Here is a 24,448-nt window from a genome sequence, read left to right on the forward strand (position 1 = left end):
AATAGCTATTAAAATACGTCATTGAAAGATATATAGTACTTTTGCATAAACACCCGATTATGAAAAAAGAAATTACTAGACTCATTTGTGCTGCCATCTGCTGCACGCCCATTATAGGATTTGCCCAGACAGGTGACAAGTTCACTTCGACTGACAATCTTTATAAAGAAGGAAAAGAACTTTTCCAGGAAAGAAATTATGCAGCTGTTCTGCCGGCATTGAAAGCATTTGTAAAACAAAAGCCTGCAGCCAGCCTTCTTCAAGACGCAGAGTATATGCTAGTCAGTTCGGCTTACGAACTGAAAGACAAAAACCGCATCGAACTCCTCCGCAAATATCTCGACCGTTATCCTGACACTCCTTATGCCAACCGCATTTATGCGCTGTTAGCCTCCTGCTATTTCTACGAAGGAAAATATGATGAAGCACTGGCACTCTTCAACTCTGCCGACCTTGATTTGTTAGGCAATGAAGAACGGGACGACTGCACCTACCAACTGGCTACCTGTTATCTGAAAACCGATAATCTAAGAGAAGCAGCCATCTGGTTTGAAACTTTACGTGCCAACAGCCCCAAATACGCCAAAGATTGTGATTACTATCTTTCCTACATCCGCTATACACAAAAACGTTATAGTGAAGCATTGAAAGGTTTCCTTCCCTTACAGGACGACTCGAAGTACAAAGCACTCGTTCCTTATTATATAGCCGAAATTTATACGCAGCTCAAAAACTATGATAAGGCACAAATTGTAGCACAAAACTACCTGTCAGCCTACCCGAACAACGAGCACGCTGCAGAAATGTACCGTATTCTGGGAGATGCCTATTACCATTTCGGACAATATCACCAAGCCGTAGAAGCATTCAACAATTACTTGAATAAGGATCGCTCGGCTCCCCGCCGGGATGCCCTTTACATGCTAGGACTCTCCTACTACCAAACAAAAGTATACTCCAAAGCAGCCGAAACATTAGGTAAGGTGACAACTGACAACGATGCCCTTACCCAAAACGCATATCTCCACATGGGACTCTCTTATCTGCAACTGGCAGAGAAAAACAAAGCACGCATGGCTTTTGAACAAGCAGCCGCCTCCAATGCCAATATGCAAATCAAGGAACAGGCAGCTTACAATTACGCTCTTTGCCTGCACGAGACTTCTTTCTCCGCTTTCGGTGAATCAGTTACTGCCTTCGAGAAATTCCTGAATGAATTTCCGACTTCTCCATACGCTGAAAAAGTCAGCAGCTACCTAGTAGAAGTTTACATGAATACACGTAGCTACGATGCAGCTTTGAAATCAATCGACCGGATTGCCAAACCAAGCGCACAAATATTGGAAGCCAAACAGAAGATACTGTTCCAATTGGGAACTCAATCTTTCGCTAACGCCGACTTCGAACAAGCTCTGAAATATCTAAACCAATCCATTGCCATCGGACAATACAATCGTCAAACCAAGGCAGACGCTTACTATTGGTGTGGAGAATCCTATTACCGTTTAAACCGAATGGTAGAAGCCGCACGTGATTTTAATGCTTATCTGCAACTCACCACCCAACCCAATAACGAAATGTATGCGCTTGCCAATTATAACTTAGGGTATATCGCTTTCCACCGAAAAGACTATATGCAAGCAAACAATTACTTCCAAAAATACATTCAACTGGAGAAAGGTGAAAATGCAACCGCACTTGCCGATGCATACAATCGTATTGGTGACTGCCACCTGCATGTACGTAACTTTGAAGAAGCCAAACAGTATTATTCGCAAGCCGAACAGATGAATACTTCTTCCGGAGACTATTCTTTCTATCAGCTGGCTCTTGTATCCGGTCTACAGAAAGACTATACCGGTAAGATTACCTTGCTGAACCGTCTGGTAGGAAAGTACCCTGCTTCTCCTTATGCCGTAAACGCTATTTACGAGAAAGGGCGTTCCTATGTTCTCATGGATAACAACAACCAAGCCATTACTTCTTTCAAAGAATTGCTTACTAAATATCCTGAAAGTCCGGTCAGCAGGAAAGCTGCCGCCGAAATCGGATTATTATATTACCAAAAAGGAGATTATAACCAAGCAATCGAAGCCTACAAGCAGGTTATCGAAAAATATCCGGGCAGTGAAGAAGCACGCCTTGCCATGCGTGATTTGAAATCTATTTATGTAGACCTCAACCGTATCGACGAATTTGCTGCTTTAGCAAATGCCATGCCGGGACACATCCGTTTCGATGCTAACGAACAAGACTCGCTTACGTATGCCGCCGCAGAAAAGATTTATGCACGAGGCAGAATGGAAGAAGCCAAAACAAGCCTCAACAAATACCTGCAAACTTTCCCGGAAGGAGCTTTCAGCCTGAACGCACATTATTATCTCTGCCTGATCGGAAACGAGCAGAAGAATTATGATATGATTCTTCTCCATTCCGGTAAGTTGTTGGAATATCCAAACAATCCGTTTGCAGAAGAAGCATTGATCTTGCGTGCTGAAGTGCAATTCAACCAGCAAAATATGGCTGAAGCATTAGCTAGCTACAAAATGCTGAAAGAAAAAGCAACCAACGTAGAGCGCCGCCAACTTGCTGAAACGGGTATTCTGCGTTGCGCCTTCCTATTGCGAGATGACATAGAAACCATCCATGCAGCTACCGACCTGCTTGCAGAAGCCAAACTTAGTCCGGAGCTAAGAAATGAAGCTCTTTATTACCGTGCTAAAGCCTACACCAAGCAAAAGGCTGACAAGAAAGCAATGGAAGACTATCGTGAACTGGCCAAAGACACACGTAACTCTTACGGTGCCGAAGCTAAATATCAGGTTGCACAATCCCTCTACGACGCAAAAGAATATGCCGCTGCAGAGAAAGAGTTGCTCAACTATATAGAACAGAGTACGCCACATGCTTATTGGCTAGCGCGCAGTTTTATCCTTCTATCCGACGTCTATCATGCTACGGGTAAAGACCTGGACGCACGCCAATATCTGCTAAGTCTGCAACAAAATTATCAAGGGAATGACGATATTGAAAGCATGATTGAAAGCAGACTTAGTAAATTGAAAGTTGAGAATTGAGAATAAAAAAATAGAAAAGTATGAAACGATCTCATTATATAATAGGAGGACTCGCATTGGCAATCTCAATGCCATCCTGCCTTCAAGCCCAAACCACCCAACCGAAGGATACAACAATGACCCGCACGGTCGTTGTGGAACAAGAATATAACCCGGACATTATGGACGCTTCGAAAGTAAACGTCCTGCCTAAAGTAGAAGAACCGACAGTGAGCAAGAAAGAAGTAGAGTATGCTACAACATTCTTTCCGGCTACTTCCGTTCCGGCAGGCCTGATGCGCCCCTATACCGGAAAAGAAGTTCAACCCGGCACTACCCCGGGATATGTACGTGCCGGATATGGTAATTATGGCAATTTGGATATTCTTGCCAATTATCTATTCCGTCTGTCGCAGAAAGACAAATTGAATGTACGTTTCCAAATGGATGGAATGGATGGTAAACTAACGCTTCCTTTCACAGACTCCGAAAAATGGAATGCATTTTATTATCGCACACGCGCTAATGTGGATTACACGCATCAATTTGATAAGTTGGATTTAAATATTGCCGGAAATTTCAGATTGAGCAACTTCAACTTCCAACCGGAAAGCGTAAACAGCAAGCAGAAATTCACATCCGGTGACTTCCATGCGGGCATTCATTTCACTGATGAGACTGCACCACTGCGTTTCAACGCAGAAACAAATCTGTTGATGTATGAACGTCAGCACAACATGTTCAATGAATCTGAAGCCAATACAGGTATCAAGGAAACAATCATACGCACTAAAGGCGATGTCACGGGAGCTATCGGCGACCAACAATTAATAACTATCGCTTTGGAAATGAACAATCTTCTCTACAACGGATATACAAAGAATGTTTCCACCGGAGATAAATACTTCAAAAACTACACAACGCTTCTTTTAAATCCATATTACGAACTGGATAATGATGACTGGAAATTGCATATCGGAGCCAATGTAGATTTATCTTTCGGATTTGATAAGTCTTTCCGTATTTCACCCGATATCACTGCACAGTATATTTTTTCTGATAGCTACATTGTTTATGCAAAAGCAACCGGCGGTAAGCAATTGAATGATTTCCGCAGATTAGAAAGTATCTGTCCTTACGGTGAACTGCCGGAGGCAAATACCACTGCCACTTTGGGATACGTACAACGTCCTTATGATACTTACGAGCAAATCAACGGTAGTATCGGATTCAAAGCAAGCCCTTATCCGGGACTTTGGTTCAACGTGTTCGGTGGTTATCAGAATCTAAAGAACGACTTATCTTATTTAGGTTTTGACCCAAGTAATATTCATTCAGGTTCTTATCTTTCTTTTGCTCAAGACAATACAGACAATCTTTACCTTGGAGGTGAAATCAGTTACGATTACAAAGATATCCTTGGAATATCAGCTAAATATACTTACCGTAATTGGGACAGCAAAACAGAGGAATATCTGTTGGCTGTGAAACCAGTCAGTGAAATGTCTTTCAATGTACGTATTCATCCGATCTCTGCTCTTAACATAAATCTAGGTTATGATTACATCAACCGGAAAGAAGTGAAAGAGTATGCAAAAATGACCGCAATTAATGATTTGCATATCGGAGCCAGCTATAATGTATTCAAAGGAGTATCTGTTTATGCGCAAGTACATAACCTGCTGAACAAGAAATATCAATATTATTTAGGTTATCCTACGGAAGGATTCAATTTCTTAGGAGGATTGAGTTTCCGATTCTAAATTAATGAAAGGGGCGTTTCCATTTCCGGATAACGCCCCTTCTCAAAAACTTAAACTTCAATTATTTTGTTGTCTTCACTACAAATCCGTAATAGATTTACAAACCTTGTATTTCTTCTGCCGACAGACCTGTTATCTGTGAAATAGTATTAATAGGAATATTCAAAGCCTTCATATTACGTGCTGTTTCTCTTTTTTCTTCCGCACGTCCTTCTGCACGACCTTCTACACGCCCTGCTGCGCGACCTTCCGCGCGCCCCTCTGCACGTTCTGTCAATATATTATCTTTCAATATTACAATATTATCCAAATGACGATAATATGCTTCAAGTTCAGTTTTCGTCATTTTATCGAGTTTCAATCGTTCACGGGCCTCCGTCAAACCGGGAGCAGTAGCACTATCTGGTATATCACCTGTATTCAGATAACAAATCCATTCTTCCAACGGACTCTTGGCAACCTGATTAAAGTCATTCACCTTTAATATATAATATTCAGGATAAAGCTGACTGACAGCATCGACCTTAAACGTCTGTTTCTGAAATGGAGTCAACTCCAGCACATCATTCTGATGAATCCCTCTAAACTCCGTTTTACCATGATATACTATATCCTTTCCATTGCCTAATGAAAAATAGACAATATTGACGCTATACACTTTACGTACTTTATCATAACCTTCTCCACGATTGATGTACTCGGTCACCAATTTAGAAGTACCAAACAACATACGTTGGAAATAAGCATACTCATTATTATTCTGAACTTCAATCAGAATAAGTTCTCCTTTAGAGTTCTCCGCAAGCATATCAACACGATTATACTTATCAAACTCATCTTCTTGATTTCCTTCACTTTCCAATAATTTCTGAATGACAATCTTTTCATTGAGAAGAGTAGTCAGAAAGCCTTCAAGAACTGCAAAATTGGCTTTATTACGCAATAAGCGTTTCATAGCCCAATCGAAACGAATATAATTACTGGCCATAGGTTCGTCTCCTTTCCCATTTTCTTTTTTCATGCAAACAAAGGTAAGCAGAAAATGTTTAATATCAAGTATATATATCCGATAAAATGACTCATCCTACCTTTATATAGACTACCGATCGTCCCGCTCCATACTTTTTTAAAATCCCTTTTTCAATAAATGCATTAATATCCTGCAATGCCTGTGTTTTTGTCTTTCCAACAAGTAAGGCATAATCCTGCCGATTAATACACGGATTCTTTTCCAAGAATTTATTTAATCGCTGCAAGCATTTTTCTTCTGCTAATGGATTCTTCACACGAAAAGGCGAATGATAACGTTGTAATACCAATTCAGTCTCAATATCCTTCTTAAACTGACGGTTGATTCTCAAATTAATATCTTTAAGAGATACTGACGGTGAACGCAAGTCTTTTGAATCAGTCACTTCTTTGTTCACATTCAAAGAAAGAGTAAAATAACCAATATCACCCAATTCAACGGAAAATCCCTTCAAAAGCAAATGTCTTAGTTCTTTCGAGATAGCTTCTATGACACCTACCACTTGCGCATGAGGCATATGCTGAAATGCAGTCACTTGTTCTACAAATTCTTCGGCTGTATAACTGCCTTTCAAAACGACACGTGCATGCAGTGGTAGTTCTTCTCCACTCTTATCAGGGTTGGGAGTCTCATAAAGATCATAATTAACACTCATTACTTATTAGTTTTTCATTGGAAAAGATTAATTTCTCTCTTCCAATATATTATTTATTCAATTTACTATTCAATTTCCGTTTGACAGTTGTCAAGCGATAGCTCAACAGTTGTCAGGCGTTCGTTTGACAACTGTCAAACGAAAACTAACTTACTAATGAGACAAATGTACGTAGAATATAGAGAAACTAACCTATACCAATTGATATTTTATTTCCTGTAATAAAATGTAAATCTTAAGATTTTATTAAATTCTCCTTATAATATAAGGTAGGGAGAATCTTTTTTTTTACTTTTGTCCCCGAATATTGTGGTACAAGCCATTATAAAAGAAAGAATTATGCAGAAAAACCTTGTCATTGTCGAGTCTCCGGCAAAAGCAAAAACGATTGAAAAGTTTCTGGGGAAAGATTTCAAAGTCCTTTCTAGTTACGGACACATACGCGATCTGAAGAAAAAAGATTTCAGTATCGACGTAAATAATGATTTTGAACCCAGCTACGAAATCCCGGCAGACAAAAAGGCGCTGGTTAGCACACTAAAGACAGAAGCTAAAGAGGCAGAAACCGTATGGCTCGCATCCGATGAGGACCGCGAGGGAGAGGCGATTGCCTGGCATCTGTATGAGGTCTTAAAACTAAAACCGGAAAACACAAAACGAATCGTATTTCATGAAATTACGAAGAGCGCTATCTTAAAAGCTATTGAACAACCACGCGACATTGACCTCAACCTCGTAAATGCACAGCAAGCACGACGGATTCTGGACCGTATCGTAGGTTTCGAACTCTCTCCCGTACTTTGGAGAAAAGTGAAACCGGCACTCTCTGCCGGACGTGTTCAGTCTGTTGCCGTCCGTCTGATCGTTGAACGTGAACGTGAAATACATGCCTTCAAAACGGAAGCTGCTTATCGCGTCACTGCCGTATTCCTCGTCCCGGACGCGGATGGAAAGCTGGTGGAAATGAAAGCCGAACTAGCTCGCCGTATCAAAACAAAAAAAGAAGCAAAGGCTTTCCTCGACGCTTGTCAGGGAGCGAGCTTTACAATCGATGATATTACCACCCGCCCGATCAAGAAAACGCCTCCTGCTCCGTTCACTACGTCTACTTTACAACAGGAAGCCGCACGCAAATTGGGATATACCGTAGCGCAGACCATGATGCTCGCGCAGCGTTTATACGAATCGGGATTCATCACTTACATGCGTACGGACTCTGTCAACCTCTCGGAATTTGCAACGGCTGGCAGTAAAGACGCTATCATCAAAATGATGGGCGACCGCTACGTACATCCCCGCCATTTCGAGACCAAGACCAAGGGTGCACAAGAAGCTCACGAGGCCATCCGCCCTACTTATATAGAGAACCAATCCGTTGAAGGAACAGCGCAAGAGAAGAAACTGTATGACTTGATCTGGAAACGCACCATTGCTTCACAAATGGCAGATGCGGAACTGGAAAAGACAACTGCTACCATAACGATAAGTGGCAGCAGCGACGTATTTACAGCTATCGGCGAGGTGATTAAGTTCGACGGTTTCCTGCGTGTGTACCGTGAGTCTTATGATGACGACAACGAACAGGAAGATGAAAGCCACCTGCTTCCTCCTTTGAAGAAAGGCCAGAAGTTGGAACATGGCCCTATCATCGCAACCGAACGTTTCACTCAACGCCCTCCACGCTACACGGAAGCAAGTCTTGTACGCAAGTTGGAAGAACTGGGCATCGGACGCCCATCTACGTATGCGCCTACCATCTCTACCATCCAACAACGTGAATATGTGGAGAAGGGCAATAAAGACGGTGAAGAACGTCAGTTTAATGTCATGACATTAAAGGATCATCAGATTAAAGACGAAAGTCATACTGAAATTACCGGCGCAGAAAAGGCTAAATTACTACCAACGGATATTGGCACTGTGGTAAATGATTTCCTTACCGAATATTTCCCGGACATTCTGGATTTCAACTTTACCGCCAGCGTAGAAAAGGAATTTGACGAAATTGCAGAAGGAGAAGTAAAGTGGACTTCTATCATGAAGAATTTCTATGATAAGTTCCACCCGTCTGTAGAAAGCACGTTGGCTATCAAGACGGAACATAAAGTAGGCGAACGCATCCTGGGAGAAGACCCGGAGACAGGAAAACCCATTTCCGTTAAGATTGGCCGTTTCGGTCCTGTTGTACAGATTGGTACTGTAGAAGATGAAGAAAAGCCACGCTTTGCACAAATGAAGAAGGGTCAATCCATGGAAACCATTACATTGGAAGAAGCACTGGAATTATTCAAATTACCTCGTACATTGGGCGAATATGAAGGAAAGACAGTCAGTGTCGGTGTAGGCCGTTTCGGTCCGTATATCCTGCATAATAAGGTATATGTATCGCTCCCTAAAGGACTCGACCCGATGGAAGTTACTTTAGAAGAGGCGGAACAACTCATTTTAGACAAACGCCAGAAAGAAGTGGAACGCCACATCAAGAAGTTTGAAGAGGAACCGGAACTCGAGATTTTGAACGGACGCTATGGACCTTATATTACCTATAAAGGTTCCAATTATAAAATCCCCAAAGATATTGTCCCACAGGATTTAACGCTGAAAAGTTGTCTCGACTTAATCAAGCTTCAAGACGAAAAAGGAGCGAATCCAGCACCAAAAAAGAAGTTTTCGAAAAAGAAGTAAGAAAATAAAATAAGAATGATGGCAGATATATAAATCTTTTTATATATTTGCCATTTATTTTACTTATTTTCAAAAACTTATGAGACAAACAATATTTGTAAAAACATTAATGGGTCTATTTTGTGCCCCATTAATATGTGGTTGTGTAGACGACCAGCGTGATTTATTTCAAGAGCCGGAAAAACTTCCCAAAGAAAGCTTTTTTGATTTCAACATGAACCAGAATCTGGCTATAGACATTGACTATGGCTTCAAGGAAGATTATGTGGTTCTTTTTGAAATTTATGATCAAGACCCGATTGAAGTAAATGATAAAGATGGTAGCTGGAAGAAAAAAGACATAGAACCTTTCTACCGTGCCGCCACCAGCAAAAAGGGAACGTTCAATGAAGATGGAATAACTATACGGGCAGATATTTCAGAAGTATGGTTATCATCCGACTATTTAGGTGCAGCATCGCCTGTAAAACTCACAATTGGCGAAGGCCACCGTATTTCTTTCAACCAAAATGAGTATATTCAATCTCTACTCGCAAAAGCATCAACACCCGTCAGCAGAGGAGTGACAACCAATCAGCATCAATATCAGGATGACTGGATGCTTCTACCCAATGTAGACTGGAACGACAACGGACGTCCCAATAACTTATCTGCAGAAAAAAACATTCCGCCTGCCAGCGTACTTTATAATATAAAAAACGTTTTTAGAAAAACGGACGGGAAAAGCATTCGTGACAACTATCCCGAATTCTTTAACGGAAAAATGATATCAGACATCCCTATCACTAAAGAAACCGAAGTAAGTCTTGTATTTGTCAATAGTACTGCCGCTTGGTACAACACTGTGGGATATTACACTTATCCTACTGGCGAAACACCAACTCTGGAAAATATCCAAAAGGTACTGGCATTTCCAAATGCTTCTCCTGTTTATAAAACAGCCGGAGTAGGTGCTTTAGTTTGTGGCGATGAAGTTAAATTGAAATACTGGAACGAAAAAGAAGGTAAATTTGAAGAAAAATTTCCTGCTGGGATCACTATTGGTTGGTGTCTGCAAGGCATGGGATTCAGAAGCAAGCCTTTAGATGAATACGTTCAAGGTGACCTTGTTCAAGGCATGGGAACCCGATACTCTACTACCATTTTGAACAAAGCGGGAAGTGATGGCATAAAGAGACAAAGAACCGTATCACTGCGAGATACAGAATCCAATCAAATTGTAGCAATAGGATTTGAGGATAATATAGACTTAGATTATTGCGATGCCATTTTCTATATCCATACTTCCGAAAAAAATGCGATTGATGAAGAAGTAGTTCCTCCTTTGCCCGAAGATCCTGAAGTTCCAACTGATGAAGACAACTACACCACTTACTCCGGAATATTGACATTCGAGGACTTATGGCCGGAACAGGGAGATTATGACATGAATGATGTCATGATACGATATAAGAGTAAAGTATATAAATCCATACTGACAAATCGAGTATACAAAATTGTTGATGAATTTACTCCGTTTCACCGAGGAGGTTATTTGATAAACGGCTTTGGCTATCAATTACATAACATCGCTAACAGCGATATTAGTGACGTTTCTATTGAAGGGCCTTCTTATGCCTCCAAATCTCAATATATGCCTGGGAAAACAGAGACCGGCCAATCTCATCCTACAATTTTATTATTTGATAACATGAGGATTTTTGACGGAAAAGAAGAAGCAGACAAAAAGTATACTGTAACAATTCAAGTGAATGATGTAAGCTCAAAAAACGTATTACCACCTTATAATCCGTTTATTTTCGTAGAGTCAGATAAAACCAGAGGTAGAGAAGTGCATTTGGTAAAATATCCCCCTACAGATAAAGCCAATCCATCACTATTAGGCACTGGCAAAGATGTTTCCAGACCTGACGAGGGATTATATTATGTTTCGATAGACTTAATGCCATTTGCTCTCAATATGCCAATTAGCGAATTCCCTATCCCTGAAGAAGGCGTAAGGATAGACGAATCATATCCGAAATTTGCAACATGGGTTAAATCTAATGGGGCACAAGCCAAAGACTGGTACAAATACCCTAAAAAATAACAGTCATCAACAATAATGAAAAGTCAGACTAGGATTAAACTTAGTCTGGCTTTTTCATTTGATCTTAAAACCTTTATCAGGAAATAACATATCAAACACAATCACAAATATAAAAACAGATGTCACTAGGATATTCATTGTCAATAAAGAAATGTGATAAGGCCAGGAAAGCAGTAAAGCTAAAGCAACCACAGCAATAATATGCGATAAAAAGAAGAATACGAATCGGCCTGGTATCCGAATTAAACCGGTTAGTCACCCAAATGGTGTGTTACCACAACATCTAGACAGCAAACCACAAGATGGTTTCTTTCAATAATCCTGCCCAAGTAAGATTATGGAGCAAATAATGTGAAAGCTGCGTGACCGAGAAAACATAGATCAGGTCAAACAGCAGTTCGGAATAAGAGACAGTAGCAGTTTCCGTTTCTCTCTTCCGAAGTAAGGGATGGGGGGAATAAAACATACGGGATTCCTTTTATATATAAAAGAAACCCCGCAGAAGTATATTTTGTTCAGAGAAAGTCTTACATTCTGGAAGGAACCTCAATACCCAGCAAGTTCATTCCCAAACGAACAACTTTGGCTACATTAGCAGACAGAGCGATACGGAATACTTTCACCGCCTCATTCTCTTCACGCAAAATGCTGAAGTCGTGATAGAATTGATTGTATTCTTTCACTAAATCATAGGTATAATTAGCGATAATAGACGGGCTATAATCTTCACCGGCTTGTTTTACAACAGCCGCAAAGTCAGCCACCATCTGAATCAAGCCTTCTTCTTTTTCGCTCAATTCAATGCCAGCCGGAATCTGTTCAGGAATGACAATACCCGATTCTGCCGCTTTCCGGAGCACCGACTGAATACGTGCATAAGTATATTGGATAAATGGTCCTGTGTTACCGTTGAAGTCGATAGATTCTTTCGGGTTGAACGTCATGTTCTTACGGGCGTCCACTTTCAGGATGAAATATTTCAAAGCTCCCAGACCAACGATACGGGCAATATCATCCGCTTCTTCCTGTGTCAAACCATCCAGTTTTCCGAGCTCTTGTGAAGTTTCTTTAGCAGTGGAAATCATTTCTTCCATCAAGTCGTCAGCGTCCACCACAGTACCTTCACGGGACTTCATCTTACCTTCCGGCAACTCTACCATTCCGTAAGAGAAGTGTACGAGACTCTTACCCCATTCGAAACCAAGCTTATCAAGCAAAATAGAAAGTACCTGGAAGTGATAGTTCTGCTCGTTACCCACTACATAAATCATTTTATCAATCGGATAATCTGCAAAACGGAGTTTAGCCGTACCTATATCCTGTGTCATATAGACAGAAGTACCGTCACCACGGAGGAGTAATTTGTGGTCCAGTCCTTCGGCAGTCAGGTCAGCCCATACGGAACCATCCTCTTTTTTGAAGAAAAAGCCTTTTTCCAGTCCTTCCATCACCTTCTCTTTTCCTTCGAGGTAGGTGTTGGATTCATAATATATCTTGTCGAAGCTGACACCCATCTTTTTATAGGTTTCGTCGAATCCGGCGTATACCCAGTTGTTCATCATTTCCCACAATCCGCGTACTTCCGGATCGCCGGCTTCCCACTTCACCAACATTTCACGGGCTTCCTGCATCAAAGGAGATGCTGCCTCGGCTTTCGCCTTAGCCTCATCGTCACTCATTCCCTGTGCTGTAAATCCAGCCATCAGTTCTGACAGTTCCGCTTTATAATGTTTATCGAAAGAGACATAATAATCGCCTACCAGATGGTCGCCTTTCTTTCCGGAAGTCTCTGGAGTTTCGCCATTTCCATATTTCTTCCATGCCAGCATGGATTTACAGATATGGATACCACGGTCGTTTACGATATTAGTCTTTACTACCTTGTTGCCGTTGGCAGCTACAATGTTAGCCAATGCGTTACCTAAAAGGTTGTTACGCACGTGTCCCAAGTGAAGCGGTTTATTTGTATTCGGAGAAGAATACTCGATCATTACCAACGGAGAAGTTTCGGTAGCTTTTACCAGACCATATTGCTCGTCAGCCTGAATCTCATTGAGCAGTTCAATCCAGGTAGCCGATGCGATAGTCAGGTTCAGGAAACCTTTTATCACATTAAAGGCAGCTACAGCCGGTTCATTGGCTTTCAGATATTCACCGATCTCCTGTGCCGTCTGTTCCGGTCCTTTTCTCGACATCTTCAGAAAAGGGAACACGACCAGTGTCAAATGTCCTTCAAATTCTTTCTTTGTTTTTTGCATTTGCACCATCTTTTCAGGGACTTCCTGACCGTAGAGTGCTTTCAGTCCGCTGATAACGGACGCTACAAGTTTATCTTCTATCTTCATAATCAAGTTATTTCTTGCGCGCAAAGATACAAAAAAAGGAGACGCATCGCGTCTCCTCTCCTAATTTCTTTCAACTATCTATCTTATTCAACAGCTGCAGATAATTCAGCACCAGCTTTAAATTTAGCTACTTTCTTAGCAGGAATAGTAATAGTTGCCTTTGTAGAAGGGTTAATACCAGTTCTTTCAGCTCTTTCGCTTACAGAGAAAGTACCAAAACCTACGAGAGATACTTTGTCACCAGCTTTCATAGCATTAGTAACTGAAGTGATGAAAGCATCAAGTGCTTTTTTTGCATCGGCTTTGCTCATTTGAGCTTCAGCAGCCATTGCACTAATAAGATCAGACTTATTCATAATACGTAAAATGATTAATTAATATATTTGTTACACAAAAGATTATCCCACAATGGATTGATTCCACAAATATAGCCGAACAAAACAACATATCAAATAAAAACATAAAAAAAACGCAGCAAATTATTGAAAAAGAGCTAATAGGAAGCGTTTTTCATGCTTTAAAACAGAATTTATTCGTACTTTTGCGTCTATTATCTAAATATTCAGAAATTAAAATGATGCCAACTGTAACTAAAAACCTGATAATTATCAATGTACTAGTATTTTTCGGGACAATCGTAGCCCAACGTTACGGCCTGGATTTAACAAATTATCTGGGATTACATTTTTTCCTCGCAAGTGACTTTAATCCGGCACAGCTTATCACTTATATGTTCATGCACGGCGGATTCAGCCACATTTTCTTTAATATGTTTGCAGTTTTCATGTTCGGACCGATTCTCGAACAAACCTGGGGACCCAAACGTTTTCTCTTCTACTATATTCTCTGTGGTATCGGTGCGGGACTTATCCAGGAAGGAGTGCAATATATTCAATATGTGATAGAACTTAGCCAACATACACAAGTGAATTTGATCGGATATGGCGTTATCCCTATGGAGCAATATCTGAACATGATGACCACCGTAGGTGCCTCGGGAGCCGTTTACGCCATTTTGCTGGCATTTGGTATGCTGTTTCCTAACAATCGGTTGTTCATCTTTCCGCTGCCTTTCCCTATCAAAGCGAAGTTCTTCGTGATAGGATATGCCGCAATTGAATTATGGGCAGGGCTTGCCAATAGCGCCGGAGATAATGTCGCTCACTTTGCTCACCTGGGAGGAATGCTATTCGGATTGATCCTGATTTTATATTGGAGAAAAAAAAGCAATAACAATGGGACATATTATAGCTGATTTAAAGGAGACATTCAGAAGAGGAAATATTTTCATCCAACTGATTTATATCAACGTAGGCATCTTTCTGATCGGCACGTTGATTAACGTTTTCCTACGACTTTTTGAGGTAAATACCCCCGATATATTCGGTATATTTGCCTTACCGGCATCCTTTATCGGATTTATTCATCAACCGTGGTCGCTATTTACTTATATGTTTATGCATGCCGGTATCCTGCATATTTTATTCAATATGCTCTGGCTGTATTGGTTCGGAAGTTTGTTTCTCTACTTTTTCTCGGCCAAACATTTAAGAGGGCTATATGTATTGGGAGGTATCTGCGGAGGTTTACTGTATATGATCGCCTACAATGTATTTCCTTTATTCAGTTCGCAAGTGGTAGGCTCAACATTGGTAGGAGCTTCGGCTTCCGTATTAGCCATCGTAGCCGCTACGGCTTATCGTGAGCCTAATTACAGGGTGCAACTTTTTCTTTTCGGCGCTATCCGTCTCAAATACCTGGCACTGGTTGTCATCGGAATCGATGTATTATCCATCACTTCAAGTAATGCCGGAGGACATATCGCCCACCTAGGCGGTGCTCTTGCTGGACTTTGGTTTGCTGCCAGCCTAAATAAAGGAACTGATTTGACTTCCTGGATCAACTGGATTCTGGATGGTTTCATCTCCTTGTTTCAGAAGAAAACATGGAAACGGAAACCGAAAATGAAGGTACACTATGGAAACAGTGCCACCGGTCGCGAGAAGGATTATGATTACAATGCCCACAAAAAAGCACAGTCTGATGAAGTGGACCGTATTTTGGAAAAACTAAAAAAATCCGGTTACGACAGTCTGACAACTGAAGAAAAGAAAAGCTTGTTCGACGCAAGCAAAAGATAAAAGAATGGAACATATTGGCAAATTTGTCGCATATCTGATACTTGCTGTCAACGCTCTCTTCGTGGGAACGTTGATATTAAGTGCTTATAGCCCTTACCTTAACCCGAAAATAAACCCACTTGCTTCCAGCTTGGGACTTGCATTTCCGATATTCCTGACGATTAATCTGATTTTTATCGGCTTCTGGGCATTCGTCAACTACCGCTATGCGCTCTTGCCCGCCATCGGTTTTCTGATTTGTATTCCGCAAATACGGACTTATATTCCTTTTAACTCCACCACTAAAACCATACCGGAAGGAAGCATCAAAATCCTATCCTATAACGTAATGAGTTTCAACAATCTGGAGAAGAAAGATGGAAAGAACCCTATATTATCTTATCTTGTAGATAGCAACGCCGATATTATCTGTCTGCAAGAATATAACACCGCTACCAACAAGAAATACCTGACGGAACAGGATATTAAAAAAGCATTGAAAGCCTATCCTTACCAATCCGTCCACCAACAAGGGAAAGGAGATGTGCAACTTGCCTGTTTCTCCAAGTTCCCCATACTCTCGATACATCCCATCAAATATGAAAGTAATTATAACGGTTCCATGAAATATGTATTGAATGTAAATAACGACACTCTTACATTAATCAACAACCACCTGGAATCCAACAAACTCACCAAAGAAGACAGAGGGATGTATGAGGATATGATTAAAGACCCGAATGCCAAGAAAGTAAAAACCGGACTTAGGCAATTAATCAGAAAACTGGCGGAAGCATCGGCTATCCGGGCTTCACAAGCTGATTCTGTGGCTAAAGCCATTGCAGCATGTAAATATCCGACAACTATCGTATGCGGCGATTTCAACGACGGTTCTATCTCGTATACACATCGCATCCTGACTCAAAAACTAGACGATGCATTCACACAGTCCGGTAAAGGATTGGGCATTTCCTACAATCAGAACAAGTTCTATTTCCGCATAGACAATATCTTGATCAGCCCCAACCTGAAAGCCTACAATTGCACGGTAGACCGGTCTATCAAAGCATCAGACCACTATCCGATCTGGTGCTATATCAGTAAACGATGAGAACTGAAAACTCTAATAAAAAACACTTATGATGATTAAAAAGACACTAACCATTTTAGCAGTAAGTTGTATGATGTACTCCTGTGCTACGAAAACAGAAAGCAATCCTTTCTTTACAGAGTTTCAAACCCAGTATGGTGTTCCTTCTTTCGACAAGATTAAATTGGAGCACTATGAACCTGCCTTCCTGAAAGGGATAGAAGAGCAGAATCAAAACATCGAAGCTATCATCGAAAGTCCGGAAATTCCGACATTTGAAAATACAATTGTAGCTTTGGATAACAGCGCACCTATCCTGGACCGTGTGAGCGCCATTTTCTTCAATATGACAGATGCGGAAACGACTGACTCACTAACCGCACTTTCCATCAAACTGGCACCGGTTCTTTCAGAACATGATGATAATATCTCTCTGAACGAGAAACTGTTTAAGCGCGTGAACGACGTCTATCAAAAGAAGGATTCGCTGAACCTGACATCGGAACAAGAACGTCTGCTGGACAAGACTTATAAAAGATTTGTCCGTTCCGGAGCAAACCTTAATGCCGAAGACCAAACCCGCCTCCGCGAAATCAACAAGGAACTTTCTACACTCGGCATTACTTTCAGCAACAATATACTGAATGAGAATAATGCTTTCAAACTCTTCGTTGACAAAGAAGAAGATCTGGCAGGATTGCCCGAATGGTTCCGCCAAAGCGCCGCTGAAGAAGCAAAAGCAGCCGGACAACCGGGAAAATGGCTATTCACCCTGCATAATGCCAGCCGCCTGCCTTTCCTGCAATATTCAGAAAATCGCCCGCTTCGGGAACAAATATACAAAGCTTACATCAACCGCGGTAACAACAACGACGAAAACGATAACAAGGAAAATATCCGTAAGATCGTTTCTCTCCGTTTGGAAAAAGCTAAATTATTAGGTTTCGACTGCTATGCAAACTTCGTTCTGGACGAAACGATGGCAAAGAACGCCAACAACGTAATGGATCTTCTGAACAATCTCTGGAGCTATGCACTGCCAAAAGCAAAAGCGGAAGCTACCGAACTTCAGAAATTAATGGATAAGGAAGGCAAAGGAGAAAAAGTGGAAGCATGGGATTGGTGGTATTATACCGAGAAACTACGGAAAGAAAAGTACAACCTGTCCGAAGAGGATACAAAACCTTACTTCAAACTGGAGAATGTACGCGATGGTGCTTTCGCCGTAGCCAACAAACTATATGGCATCACCCTGAACAAACTGGAAGGCATCCCTACCTATCATCCGGATGTGGAAGTCTTTGAAGTGAAAGACGCAGACGGTTCGCAACTCGGTATCTTCTACGTCGACTATTTCCCACGCTCCGGGAAAAGCGGTGGCGCATGGATGAGCAACTACCGCGAACAACAAGGAGATACCCGTCCGTTAGTATGCAATGTTTGCAGCTTTACCAAACCGGTAGGCGATACTCCCTCTCTATTAACAATGGATGAAGTAGAAACTTTGTTCCACGAATTTGGCCACGCTCTGCACGGACTGCTGACAAAATGTGAATACAAAGGAACATCAGGCACTAATGTAGTGCGCGATTTTGTAGAACTTCCTTCTCAAATCAATGAACACTGGGCTACTGAACCGGAAGTACTGAAAATGTATGCCAAACATTATCAGACAGGAGAAGTGATACCCGACGAAATCATCGAAAAGATACTGCAACAGAAGACTTTCAATCAGGGCTTCATGACTACCGAATTACTGGCTGCCGCCATCCTCGACATGAACCTGCACACCGTAACAGATGTAAAGAATATAGACATGCTTGCCTTCGAAAAAGAAGCCATGGACAAGCTCGGTCTCATCCCCGAAATAGCACCGCGTTATCGCGTGACTTACTTCAATCATATCATTGGTGGTTACGCAGCCGGATACTACAGCTACCTATGGGCCAATGTACTGGACAATGATGCTTTTGAAGCTTTTAAAGAACATGGTATCTTTGATAAAAACACCGCCGACCTCTTCCGTCACAACGTATTGGAGAAGGGCGACAGCGAAGACCCGATGGTGCTTTACCGGAATTTCCGTGGAGCGGAACCAAGCTTGGAACCGCTACTGAAAAACAGAGGAATGAAATAATTCAGTAAAAAAGCCCTTAAACATCAAATATTTGAGGGCTTATTACACATGAATGTGAAAAAAAAACTATATTTGCAGCCTTGTATACGGCAAAAAGAACTTGTGTACGACAGAATTTAACTGAAAATTAAATTAAAAAAGTAATCATCATAAATTAAAAGTAAAATGCAAAACAAAGGATTTGTAAAGGTTTTTGCGGTATTACTCACGCTGGTATGCGTGTTCTACCTCTCCTTCTCCTTCGTAACACGCCATTATACCAACAAGGCGAAAGAAATTGCGAACGGCGACCCGAAAGTGGAACAAGACTACCTCGACTCTCTCTCTAACGAGAAAGTAATGCTGTGGAACTGGACACTGAAACAATGTCGTGAGATGGAGATTAGTTTAGGTTTGGACCTGAAGGGTGGTATGAACGTTATCCTCGAAGTTTCCGTACCTGATGTTATCAAAGCATTGGCAGACAACAAGCCTGACGAAGCTTTCAACAACGCATTGGCGACAGCTGCAAAACAGGCTGTCAACAGTCAGGATGATGTTATCACCCTGTTCATCAGAGAATACCACAAAATTGCTCCGGACGCAAAACTTTCCGAACTTTTCGCAACACAACAGTTGAAAGATAAAGTTAACCAGAAATCATCAGATGCAGAAGTTGAAAAAGTGCTGAGAGCAGAAGTAAAGGCTGCTGTTGAAAACTCATTCAACGTTCTTCGTACCCGTATCGACCGTTTCGGTGTTGTTCAGCCGAACATCCAGAGCCTGGAAGACAAAATGGGACGTATCATGGTGGAACTTCCGGGTATCAAAGAGCCGGAACGTGTGAGAAAACTTCTCCAAGGTTCTGCCAATCTGGAGTTCTGGGAAACTTATACAGCTAGAGAAGTTCTCCCTGCCATGCAATCTGCAGACGCCAAATTGCGTGTTATTTTAGCTGAAGGAACAACAGCTGATACAGATACTATTGAAGCAGTCCTTACCGAAGCCACTCCGGTTGAGAAAAAAACTGTAAGTGCTGCCGACAGCCTTGCAGCTGCCCTGAAAGGTGACGTAACTGCTGAAGATAAGTCTGCCGCAAATATGGAAGAAATCAAAAAGCAATATCCTTTGCTGTCCATACTTCAGTTGAATTCTAGCGGACAAGGTCCCGTTATTGGTTATGCCAACTACAAAGATACTGCTGACATCAACAAATATCTGGCTATGCCGGAAATCAAAGCTGATCTTCCAAAAGACCTTCGTCTGAAATGGGGTGTTTCTCCTTCTGAATTTGACAAGAAAGGACAGACTTTCGAATTATACGCTATCAAGTCTACCGAACGTAACGGCAAAGCTCCGTTGGAAGGTGACGTAGTAACAGATGCGAAAGATGAATTCGACCAATACAGCAAACCGGCTGTCAGCATGACGATGAACTCTGACGGTGCACGCCGCTGGGCACAGTTGACTAAACAAAATATCGGTCGTTCCATTGCTATCGTTCTTGATAACTATGTATATTCTGCACCAAACGTAAACTCTGAAATTACAGGTGGACGTTCACAGATTACAGGTCATTTCACTCCTGAACAAGCAAAAGACTTAGCAAACGTATTGAAATCAGGTAAGATGCCGGCTCCGGCTCACATCGTACAGGAAGATATCGTTGGTCCGTCACTAGGCCAAGAATCAATCAATGCGGGTATTTTCTCATTCGTTGTAGCCCTGATTCTGTTGATGATTTACATGTGCTCTATGTACGGTTTCATCCCAGGTATGGTTGCTAACTGCGCGTTAATCCTCAACTTCTTCTTCACGCTAGGTATTCTTTCATCCTTCCAGGCTGCACTGACAATGTCCGGTATAGCCGGTATGGTATTGTCACTTGGTATGGCTGTGGATGCGAACGTACTTATCTATGAACGTACAAAAGAAGAGCTTCGTGCAGGTAAGGGTGTGAAGAAAGCACTTGCCGACGGTTATTCAAATGCATTCTCGGCTATCTTCGACTCTAACTTAACATCTATCATCACAGGTATCATCCTGTTTAACTTTGGTACCGGTCCGATTCGTGGTTTTGCTACGACATTGATTATCGGTATCTTGGTATCCTTCTTTACCGCAGTGTTCATTACTCGTATTGTTTATGAACACTTCATGAACAAAGACAAGTGGTTGAACTTGACATTCACAACCAAGATTTCAAAGAATCTGATGACCAATACCCATTTCGATTTTATGGGTACAAACAAAAAGTCCCTTATTATCGTCAGTGCAATCATCGTTGTTTGTATCGGTTCATTTGCCATCCGTGGTTTGAGTCAGAGTATCGACTTCACTGGTGGACGTAACTTTAAGGTACAATTTGAGAATCCTGTAGAACCGGAACAAGTTCGTGAATTGATCTCTAGCAAATTTGGCGACGCCAACGTAAGCGTTATTGCTATCGGTACAGACAAAAAGACCGTACGTATCAGTACAAACTACCGTATCGAAGATGAAGGCAACAACGTAGATTCTGAAATCGAATCATATCTATATGAAACCTTGAAGCCGGTATTGACTCAGAATATCACATTGGAAACTTTCATCGACCGTGACAATCACACAGGCGGTAGTATCGTCAGCTCCCAGAAAGTGGGTCCGAGTATCGCAGACGACATCAAGACAGGTGCTATCTACTCTGTAGTATTGGCACTGCTTGCTATCGGTTTGTATATCTTGCTCCGTTTCCGCAACATTGCTTACAGTATCGGTTCTATCGTAGCTTTGAGTTGCGACACCATTATGATTATCGGTGCCTATTCACTGTTCTGGGGTATCCTGCCATTCTCTCTGGAAATCGACCAGACATTTATTGGTGCTATCCTGACAGCTATCGGTTACTCTATTAATGATAAGGTGGTAATCTTCGACCGTGTACGTGAGTTCTTCGGTTTATATCCGAAACGTGACAAACGAGTATTGTTCAACGACTCTCTGAACACAACGCTGGCTCGTACCATCAATACATCATTAAGTACATTGATCGTATTGCTGTGTATCTTCATCCTTGGTGGTGATTCAATCCGCAGCTTTGCATTCGCAATGATCCTGGGTGTTGTTATCGGTACATTATCTTCATTGTTTATTGCATCTCCGATTGCATACAACATGATGAAGAACAAAAAAGTCGTAGTACCAGCTACGGAAGAATAATAAACTCCACAAATAGAAAAGCCTCTTCCGAACATTCGGTAGAGGCTTTTTCTATTGATTATTAAAACAAATAGAAGCTATAAGACGTTCATCTTAAAAGAAGCTATTGTTACACTTAAAACTTGATACAATATGAAAGCAAAACAACACCACTCTCATAGATTCTTCTGTAGTAGCCCCGAGGGGAATCGAACCCCTATCTAAAGTTTAGGAAACTTCTATTCTATCCGTTGAACTACAAGGCCGCTTCACATTTGCTTGCAAAGATAACGGTTTCTGTCGATTTAACAAGAATAAAAATGCAGGTTCCTTTCAGATATTTCAAATAATTGGCGTCAATAGGACAATAAAGTAGGATTTATTTTGATAATTCGATTAACTTTCCGACCTTTGCGCTCACAAATTGAAAGTAAAATCAGTTTTTAAATTAAATATAGTAATTAAAGTTATGGCAGACGAAATGATGGTTAAAGAATTGGAGGAAGTAGTAGTACGTTTCTCCGGCGACTCCGGCGATGGTATGCAGCTGGCCGGCAACATCTTCTCGAACGTGTCGGCTACAGTGGGAAATGACATCTGTACATTCCCTGACTATCCGGCAGACATCCGCGCCCCACAAGGTTCGCTAACCGGTGTTTCCGGTTTCCAGGTCCACATCGGTGCCGGACAGGTTTACACTCCCGGAGACCGTTGCCACGTATTGGTAGCAATGAACCCTTCCGCACTGAAAACACAAATCAAATTCTGTAAACCGCAAGGACTTATCATCACCGACTCCGACTCATTCGAAGCCAGAGATTTGGAAAAGGCACAATTTAAAACCAACAATCCCTTTGAAGAATTAGGAATAAAACAGGAAGTATTGGAAGTTCCTATCTCTTCCATGTGCAAAGAGAGCCTGAAAGACTCCGGATTGGATAACAAATCGATTCTCCGTTGCAAAAATATGTTTGCACTCGGATTGGTTTGCTGGTTGTTCAACCGTAACCTTGCTGCTGCTGAAAAAATGCTGCGCGAGAAATTCGCCAAGAAACCCGAAATAGCAGAAGCTAATATTAAGGTATTGAACGATGGCTTCAACTACGGAGCAAACACTCATGCTTCTGTCTCTACTTATAAGATTGAAAGCAAAGCTCCGAAATCTAAAGGACTTTATACAGATATCAACGGTAATAAAGCAACCGCTTACGGACTGATTGCCGCAGCTGAAAAAGCAGGTCTGGGGCTCTACCTGGGTTCTTATCCTATCACTCCGGCTACTGATATTCTGCACGAATTAGCTAAACATAAATCATTGGGAATCAAAACCGTACAGTGCGAAGATGAAATCGCAGGTTGTGCTTCTGCAGTTGGTGCCGCTTTTGCCGGTGCTTTGGCAGTGACTACGACTTCCGGCCCCGGTGTTTGCCTGAAGAGTGAGGCGATGAACCTTGCTGTAATCGGTGAACTTCCATTGGTGATTGTCAATGTACAGCGTGGCGGTCCGTCTACCGGTCTTCCTACTAAATCAGAACAGACCGACTTATTACAAGCCCTTTACGGACGCAACGGCGAAAGCCCGATGCCTGTAATCGCTGCAACATCGCCGACCAACTGTTTCGACGCCGCTTATATGGCATGCAAGATTGCCTTGGAACACATGACTCCGGTTGTATTGCTGACTGATGCTTTCGTAGCTAACGGTTCTGCCGCATGGAAACTCCCTAATCTGGATGAATATCCTGCCATCAATCCTCCGTATGTGACCCCGGATATGGCCGGCAACTGGACTCCTTACCAACGTAATCCGGAAACAGGCGTACGCTACTGGGCTACTCCGGGAACTGAAGGATTCATGCACCGCATCGGTGGTCTTGAAAAGAGCAACGAAACAGGCGCTATCTCTACCGAACCCGAAAACCACAATAAGATGGTTCATCTGCGTCAGGCCAAAGTGGATAAAATTGCAGACTATATCCCCGAACTCGAAGTATTGGGTGACGAAGATGCAGACTTATTGATTGTGGGTTGGGGTGGTACTTACGGTCATCTCCGTCTGGCTATGGACTATATGCGCGAACATGGAAAGAAAGTGGCTTTCGTTCACTTCCAGTACATCAACCCGCTGCCGAAGAACACAGCCGATGTATTGCATAAATACAAGAAAATCGTGGTAGCTGAACAGAATCTGGGACAATTCGCAGGTTATTTGCGCATGAAAGTGCCCGGATTGAACATCAGCCAGTTCAACCAAGTGAAAGGACAGCCTTTCGTTACGAGAGAATTGATAGATGCATTCACTAAATTATTGGAGGAATAAAA

14 protein-coding genes, 1 tRNA gene and 1 pseudogene are annotated in these 24,448 nt (G+C 41.9%); 10 read left to right on the forward strand and 6 right to left on the reverse strand.

Annotated features, from left to right (window positions below; all coding sequences use genetic code 11):
• Positions 1 to 59 precede the first annotated feature (59 nt).
• The gene (locus DW862_RS03105) at positions 60 to 3,077 is read left to right on the forward strand and encodes a tetratricopeptide repeat protein (protein ID WP_120067282.1); all 3,018 of its coding nucleotides are present in this window, start codon (positions 60 to 62) and stop codon (positions 3,075 to 3,077) included.
• Between the two features lie 20 nt (positions 3,078 to 3,097).
• Positions 3,098 to 4,819 carry a TonB-dependent receptor gene (locus DW862_RS03110; RefSeq protein ID WP_120067283.1) on the forward strand — a complete coding sequence of 574 codons (1,722 nt, stop codon included), beginning with the start codon at positions 3,098 to 3,100 and terminating at the stop codon, positions 4,817 to 4,819.
• Between the two features lie 97 nt (positions 4,820 to 4,916).
• On the opposite strand, the gene DW862_RS03115 is transcribed toward DW862_RS03110, so the two are convergent.
• Positions 4,917 to 5,840, reverse strand: coding sequence for an Rpn family recombination-promoting nuclease/putative transposase (locus DW862_RS03115; RefSeq protein WP_120067284.1), 924 nt, complete (start codon positions 5,838 to 5,840; stop codon positions 4,917 to 4,919).
• 58 nt (positions 5,841 to 5,898) lie between these two features.
• On the reverse strand, positions 5,899 to 6,504 hold the full coding sequence (locus DW862_RS03120) for a DsbA family protein (RefSeq protein WP_004323869.1): 606 nt from the start codon (positions 6,502 to 6,504) through the stop codon (positions 5,899 to 5,901).
• Between the two features lie 339 nt (positions 6,505 to 6,843).
• Between DW862_RS03120 and topA the strand changes: the two genes are divergently transcribed.
• Together topA and DW862_RS03130 are read left to right on the forward strand one after the other, a co-directional pair.
• Positions 6,844 to 9,189 carry a type I DNA topoisomerase gene (gene topA / locus DW862_RS03125; protein WP_120067285.1) on the forward strand — a complete coding sequence of 782 codons (2,346 nt, stop codon included), beginning with the start codon at positions 6,844 to 6,846 and terminating at the stop codon, positions 9,187 to 9,189.
• 79 nt (positions 9,190 to 9,268) lie between these two features.
• Positions 9,269 to 11,278: an LruC domain-containing protein gene (locus tag DW862_RS03130; protein WP_120067286.1), complete on the forward strand. Its 2,010-nt coding sequence runs from the start codon at positions 9,269 to 9,271 to the stop codon at positions 11,276 to 11,278.
• A 202-nt stretch (positions 11,279 to 11,480) separates the two neighbouring features.
• Here the strand turns inward: DW862_RS03130 and DW862_RS26255 are convergent.
• The 3 genes and pseudogenes from DW862_RS26255 to DW862_RS03145 form a co-directional block, all read right to left on the reverse strand.
• Positions 11,481 to 11,744 (reverse strand): annotated as a pseudogene (locus DW862_RS26255) (low temperature requirement protein A); the annotation flags it as partial.
• A 61-nt stretch (positions 11,745 to 11,805) separates the two neighbouring features.
• Positions 11,806 to 13,623, reverse strand: coding sequence for an arginine--tRNA ligase (gene argS, locus DW862_RS03140; RefSeq protein ID WP_120067287.1), 1,818 nt, complete (start codon positions 13,621 to 13,623; stop codon positions 11,806 to 11,808).
• A gap of 83 nt (positions 13,624 to 13,706) precedes the next feature.
• The gene (locus DW862_RS03145; RefSeq protein ID WP_004296482.1) at positions 13,707 to 13,979 is read right to left on the reverse strand and encodes an HU family DNA-binding protein; all 273 of its coding nucleotides are present in this window, start codon (positions 13,977 to 13,979) and stop codon (positions 13,707 to 13,709) included.
• A 221-nt stretch (positions 13,980 to 14,200) separates the two neighbouring features.
• Between DW862_RS03145 and DW862_RS03150 the strand changes: the two genes are divergently transcribed.
• From DW862_RS03150 to secDF, 5 genes are all read left to right on the forward strand, one after another.
• The gene (locus tag DW862_RS03150; protein ID WP_049701323.1) at positions 14,201 to 14,878 is read left to right on the forward strand and encodes a rhomboid family intramembrane serine protease; all 678 of its coding nucleotides are present in this window, start codon (positions 14,201 to 14,203) and stop codon (positions 14,876 to 14,878) included.
• A complete protein-coding gene (locus DW862_RS03155; protein ID WP_120067288.1) occupies positions 14,859 to 15,764 on the forward strand; it encodes a rhomboid family intramembrane serine protease in 906 nt (301 codons plus the stop codon). Before DW862_RS03150 ends, DW862_RS03155 begins: the two co-directional genes overlap by 20 nt.
• A gap of 4 nt (positions 15,765 to 15,768) precedes the next feature.
• A complete protein-coding gene (locus DW862_RS03160) occupies positions 15,769 to 16,854 on the forward strand; it encodes an endonuclease/exonuclease/phosphatase family protein (protein ID WP_120067289.1) in 1,086 nt (361 codons plus the stop codon).
• Between the two features lie 31 nt (positions 16,855 to 16,885).
• Entirely contained in the window at positions 16,886 to 18,970 is a 2,085-nt protein-coding gene (locus DW862_RS03165) for a M3 family metallopeptidase (protein WP_120067290.1), read from the forward strand.
• 165 nt (positions 18,971 to 19,135) lie between these two features.
• Complete coding sequence (secDF, locus tag DW862_RS03170; RefSeq protein WP_004317186.1) at positions 19,136 to 22,147, forward strand: protein translocase subunit SecDF; 3,012 nt, start codon at positions 19,136 to 19,138, stop codon at positions 22,145 to 22,147.
• Positions 22,148 to 22,320: 173 nt separating this feature from the next.
• Here secDF and DW862_RS03175 read toward each other — a convergent pair.
• Positions 22,321 to 22,392: transfer RNA gene (locus tag DW862_RS03175), tRNA-Arg, on the reverse strand.
• Positions 22,393 to 22,595: 203 nt separating this feature from the next.
• On the opposite strand from DW862_RS03175, the gene DW862_RS03180 reads away from it, so the two are divergent.
• Positions 22,596 to 24,446 (forward strand): 2-oxoacid:acceptor oxidoreductase subunit alpha, encoded by a 1,851-nt coding sequence (locus DW862_RS03180; RefSeq protein WP_004317185.1) that lies wholly within the window; start codon positions 22,596 to 22,598, stop codon positions 24,444 to 24,446.
• The last annotated feature ends 2 nt before the right edge of the window (positions 24,447 to 24,448 follow it).

Source organism: Bacteroides sp. AM37-9 (assembly GCF_003603455.1).
In the GTDB taxonomy this organism is placed as follows: Bacteria; Bacteroidota; Bacteroidia; order Bacteroidales; family Bacteroidaceae; genus Bacteroides; species Bacteroides xylanisolvens.

What these genes read in the sequence shown, in the direction of transcription:
- DW862_RS03105 (WP_120067282.1), top strand. Translation starts at nt 60, where the DNA reads ATGAAAAAAGAAATTACTAGACTCATTTGTGCTGCCATCTGCTGCACG.
- DW862_RS03110 (WP_120067283.1), top strand. Translation starts at nt 3,098, where the DNA reads ATGAAACGATCTCATTATATAATAGGAGGACTCGCATTGGCAATCTCA.
- DW862_RS03115 (WP_120067284.1), bottom strand. Translation starts at nt 5,840, where the DNA reads ATGAAAAAAGAAAATGGGAAAGGAGACGAACCTATGGCCAGTAATTAT.
- DW862_RS03120 (WP_004323869.1), bottom strand. Translation starts at nt 6,504, where the DNA reads ATGAGTGTTAATTATGATCTTTATGAGACTCCCAACCCTGATAAGAGT.
- topA (WP_120067285.1), top strand. Translation starts at nt 6,844, where the DNA reads ATGCAGAAAAACCTTGTCATTGTCGAGTCTCCGGCAAAAGCAAAAACG.
- DW862_RS03130 (WP_120067286.1), top strand. Translation starts at nt 9,269, where the DNA reads ATGAGACAAACAATATTTGTAAAAACATTAATGGGTCTATTTTGTGCC.
- argS (WP_120067287.1), bottom strand. Translation starts at nt 13,623, where the DNA reads ATGAAGATAGAAGATAAACTTGTAGCGTCCGTTATCAGCGGACTGAAA.
- DW862_RS03145 (WP_004296482.1), bottom strand. Translation starts at nt 13,979, where the DNA reads ATGAATAAGTCTGATCTTATTAGTGCAATGGCTGCTGAAGCTCAAATG.
- DW862_RS03150 (WP_049701323.1), top strand. Translation starts at nt 14,201, where the DNA reads ATGCCAACTGTAACTAAAAACCTGATAATTATCAATGTACTAGTATTT.
- DW862_RS03155 (WP_120067288.1), top strand. Translation starts at nt 14,859, where the DNA reads ATGGGACATATTATAGCTGATTTAAAGGAGACATTCAGAAGAGGAAAT.
- DW862_RS03160 (WP_120067289.1), top strand. Translation starts at nt 15,769, where the DNA reads ATGGAACATATTGGCAAATTTGTCGCATATCTGATACTTGCTGTCAAC.
- DW862_RS03165 (WP_120067290.1), top strand. Translation starts at nt 16,886, where the DNA reads ATGATTAAAAAGACACTAACCATTTTAGCAGTAAGTTGTATGATGTAC.
- secDF (WP_004317186.1), top strand. Translation starts at nt 19,136, where the DNA reads ATGCAAAACAAAGGATTTGTAAAGGTTTTTGCGGTATTACTCACGCTG.
- DW862_RS03180 (WP_004317185.1), top strand. Translation starts at nt 22,596, where the DNA reads ATGGCAGACGAAATGATGGTTAAAGAATTGGAGGAAGTAGTAGTACGT.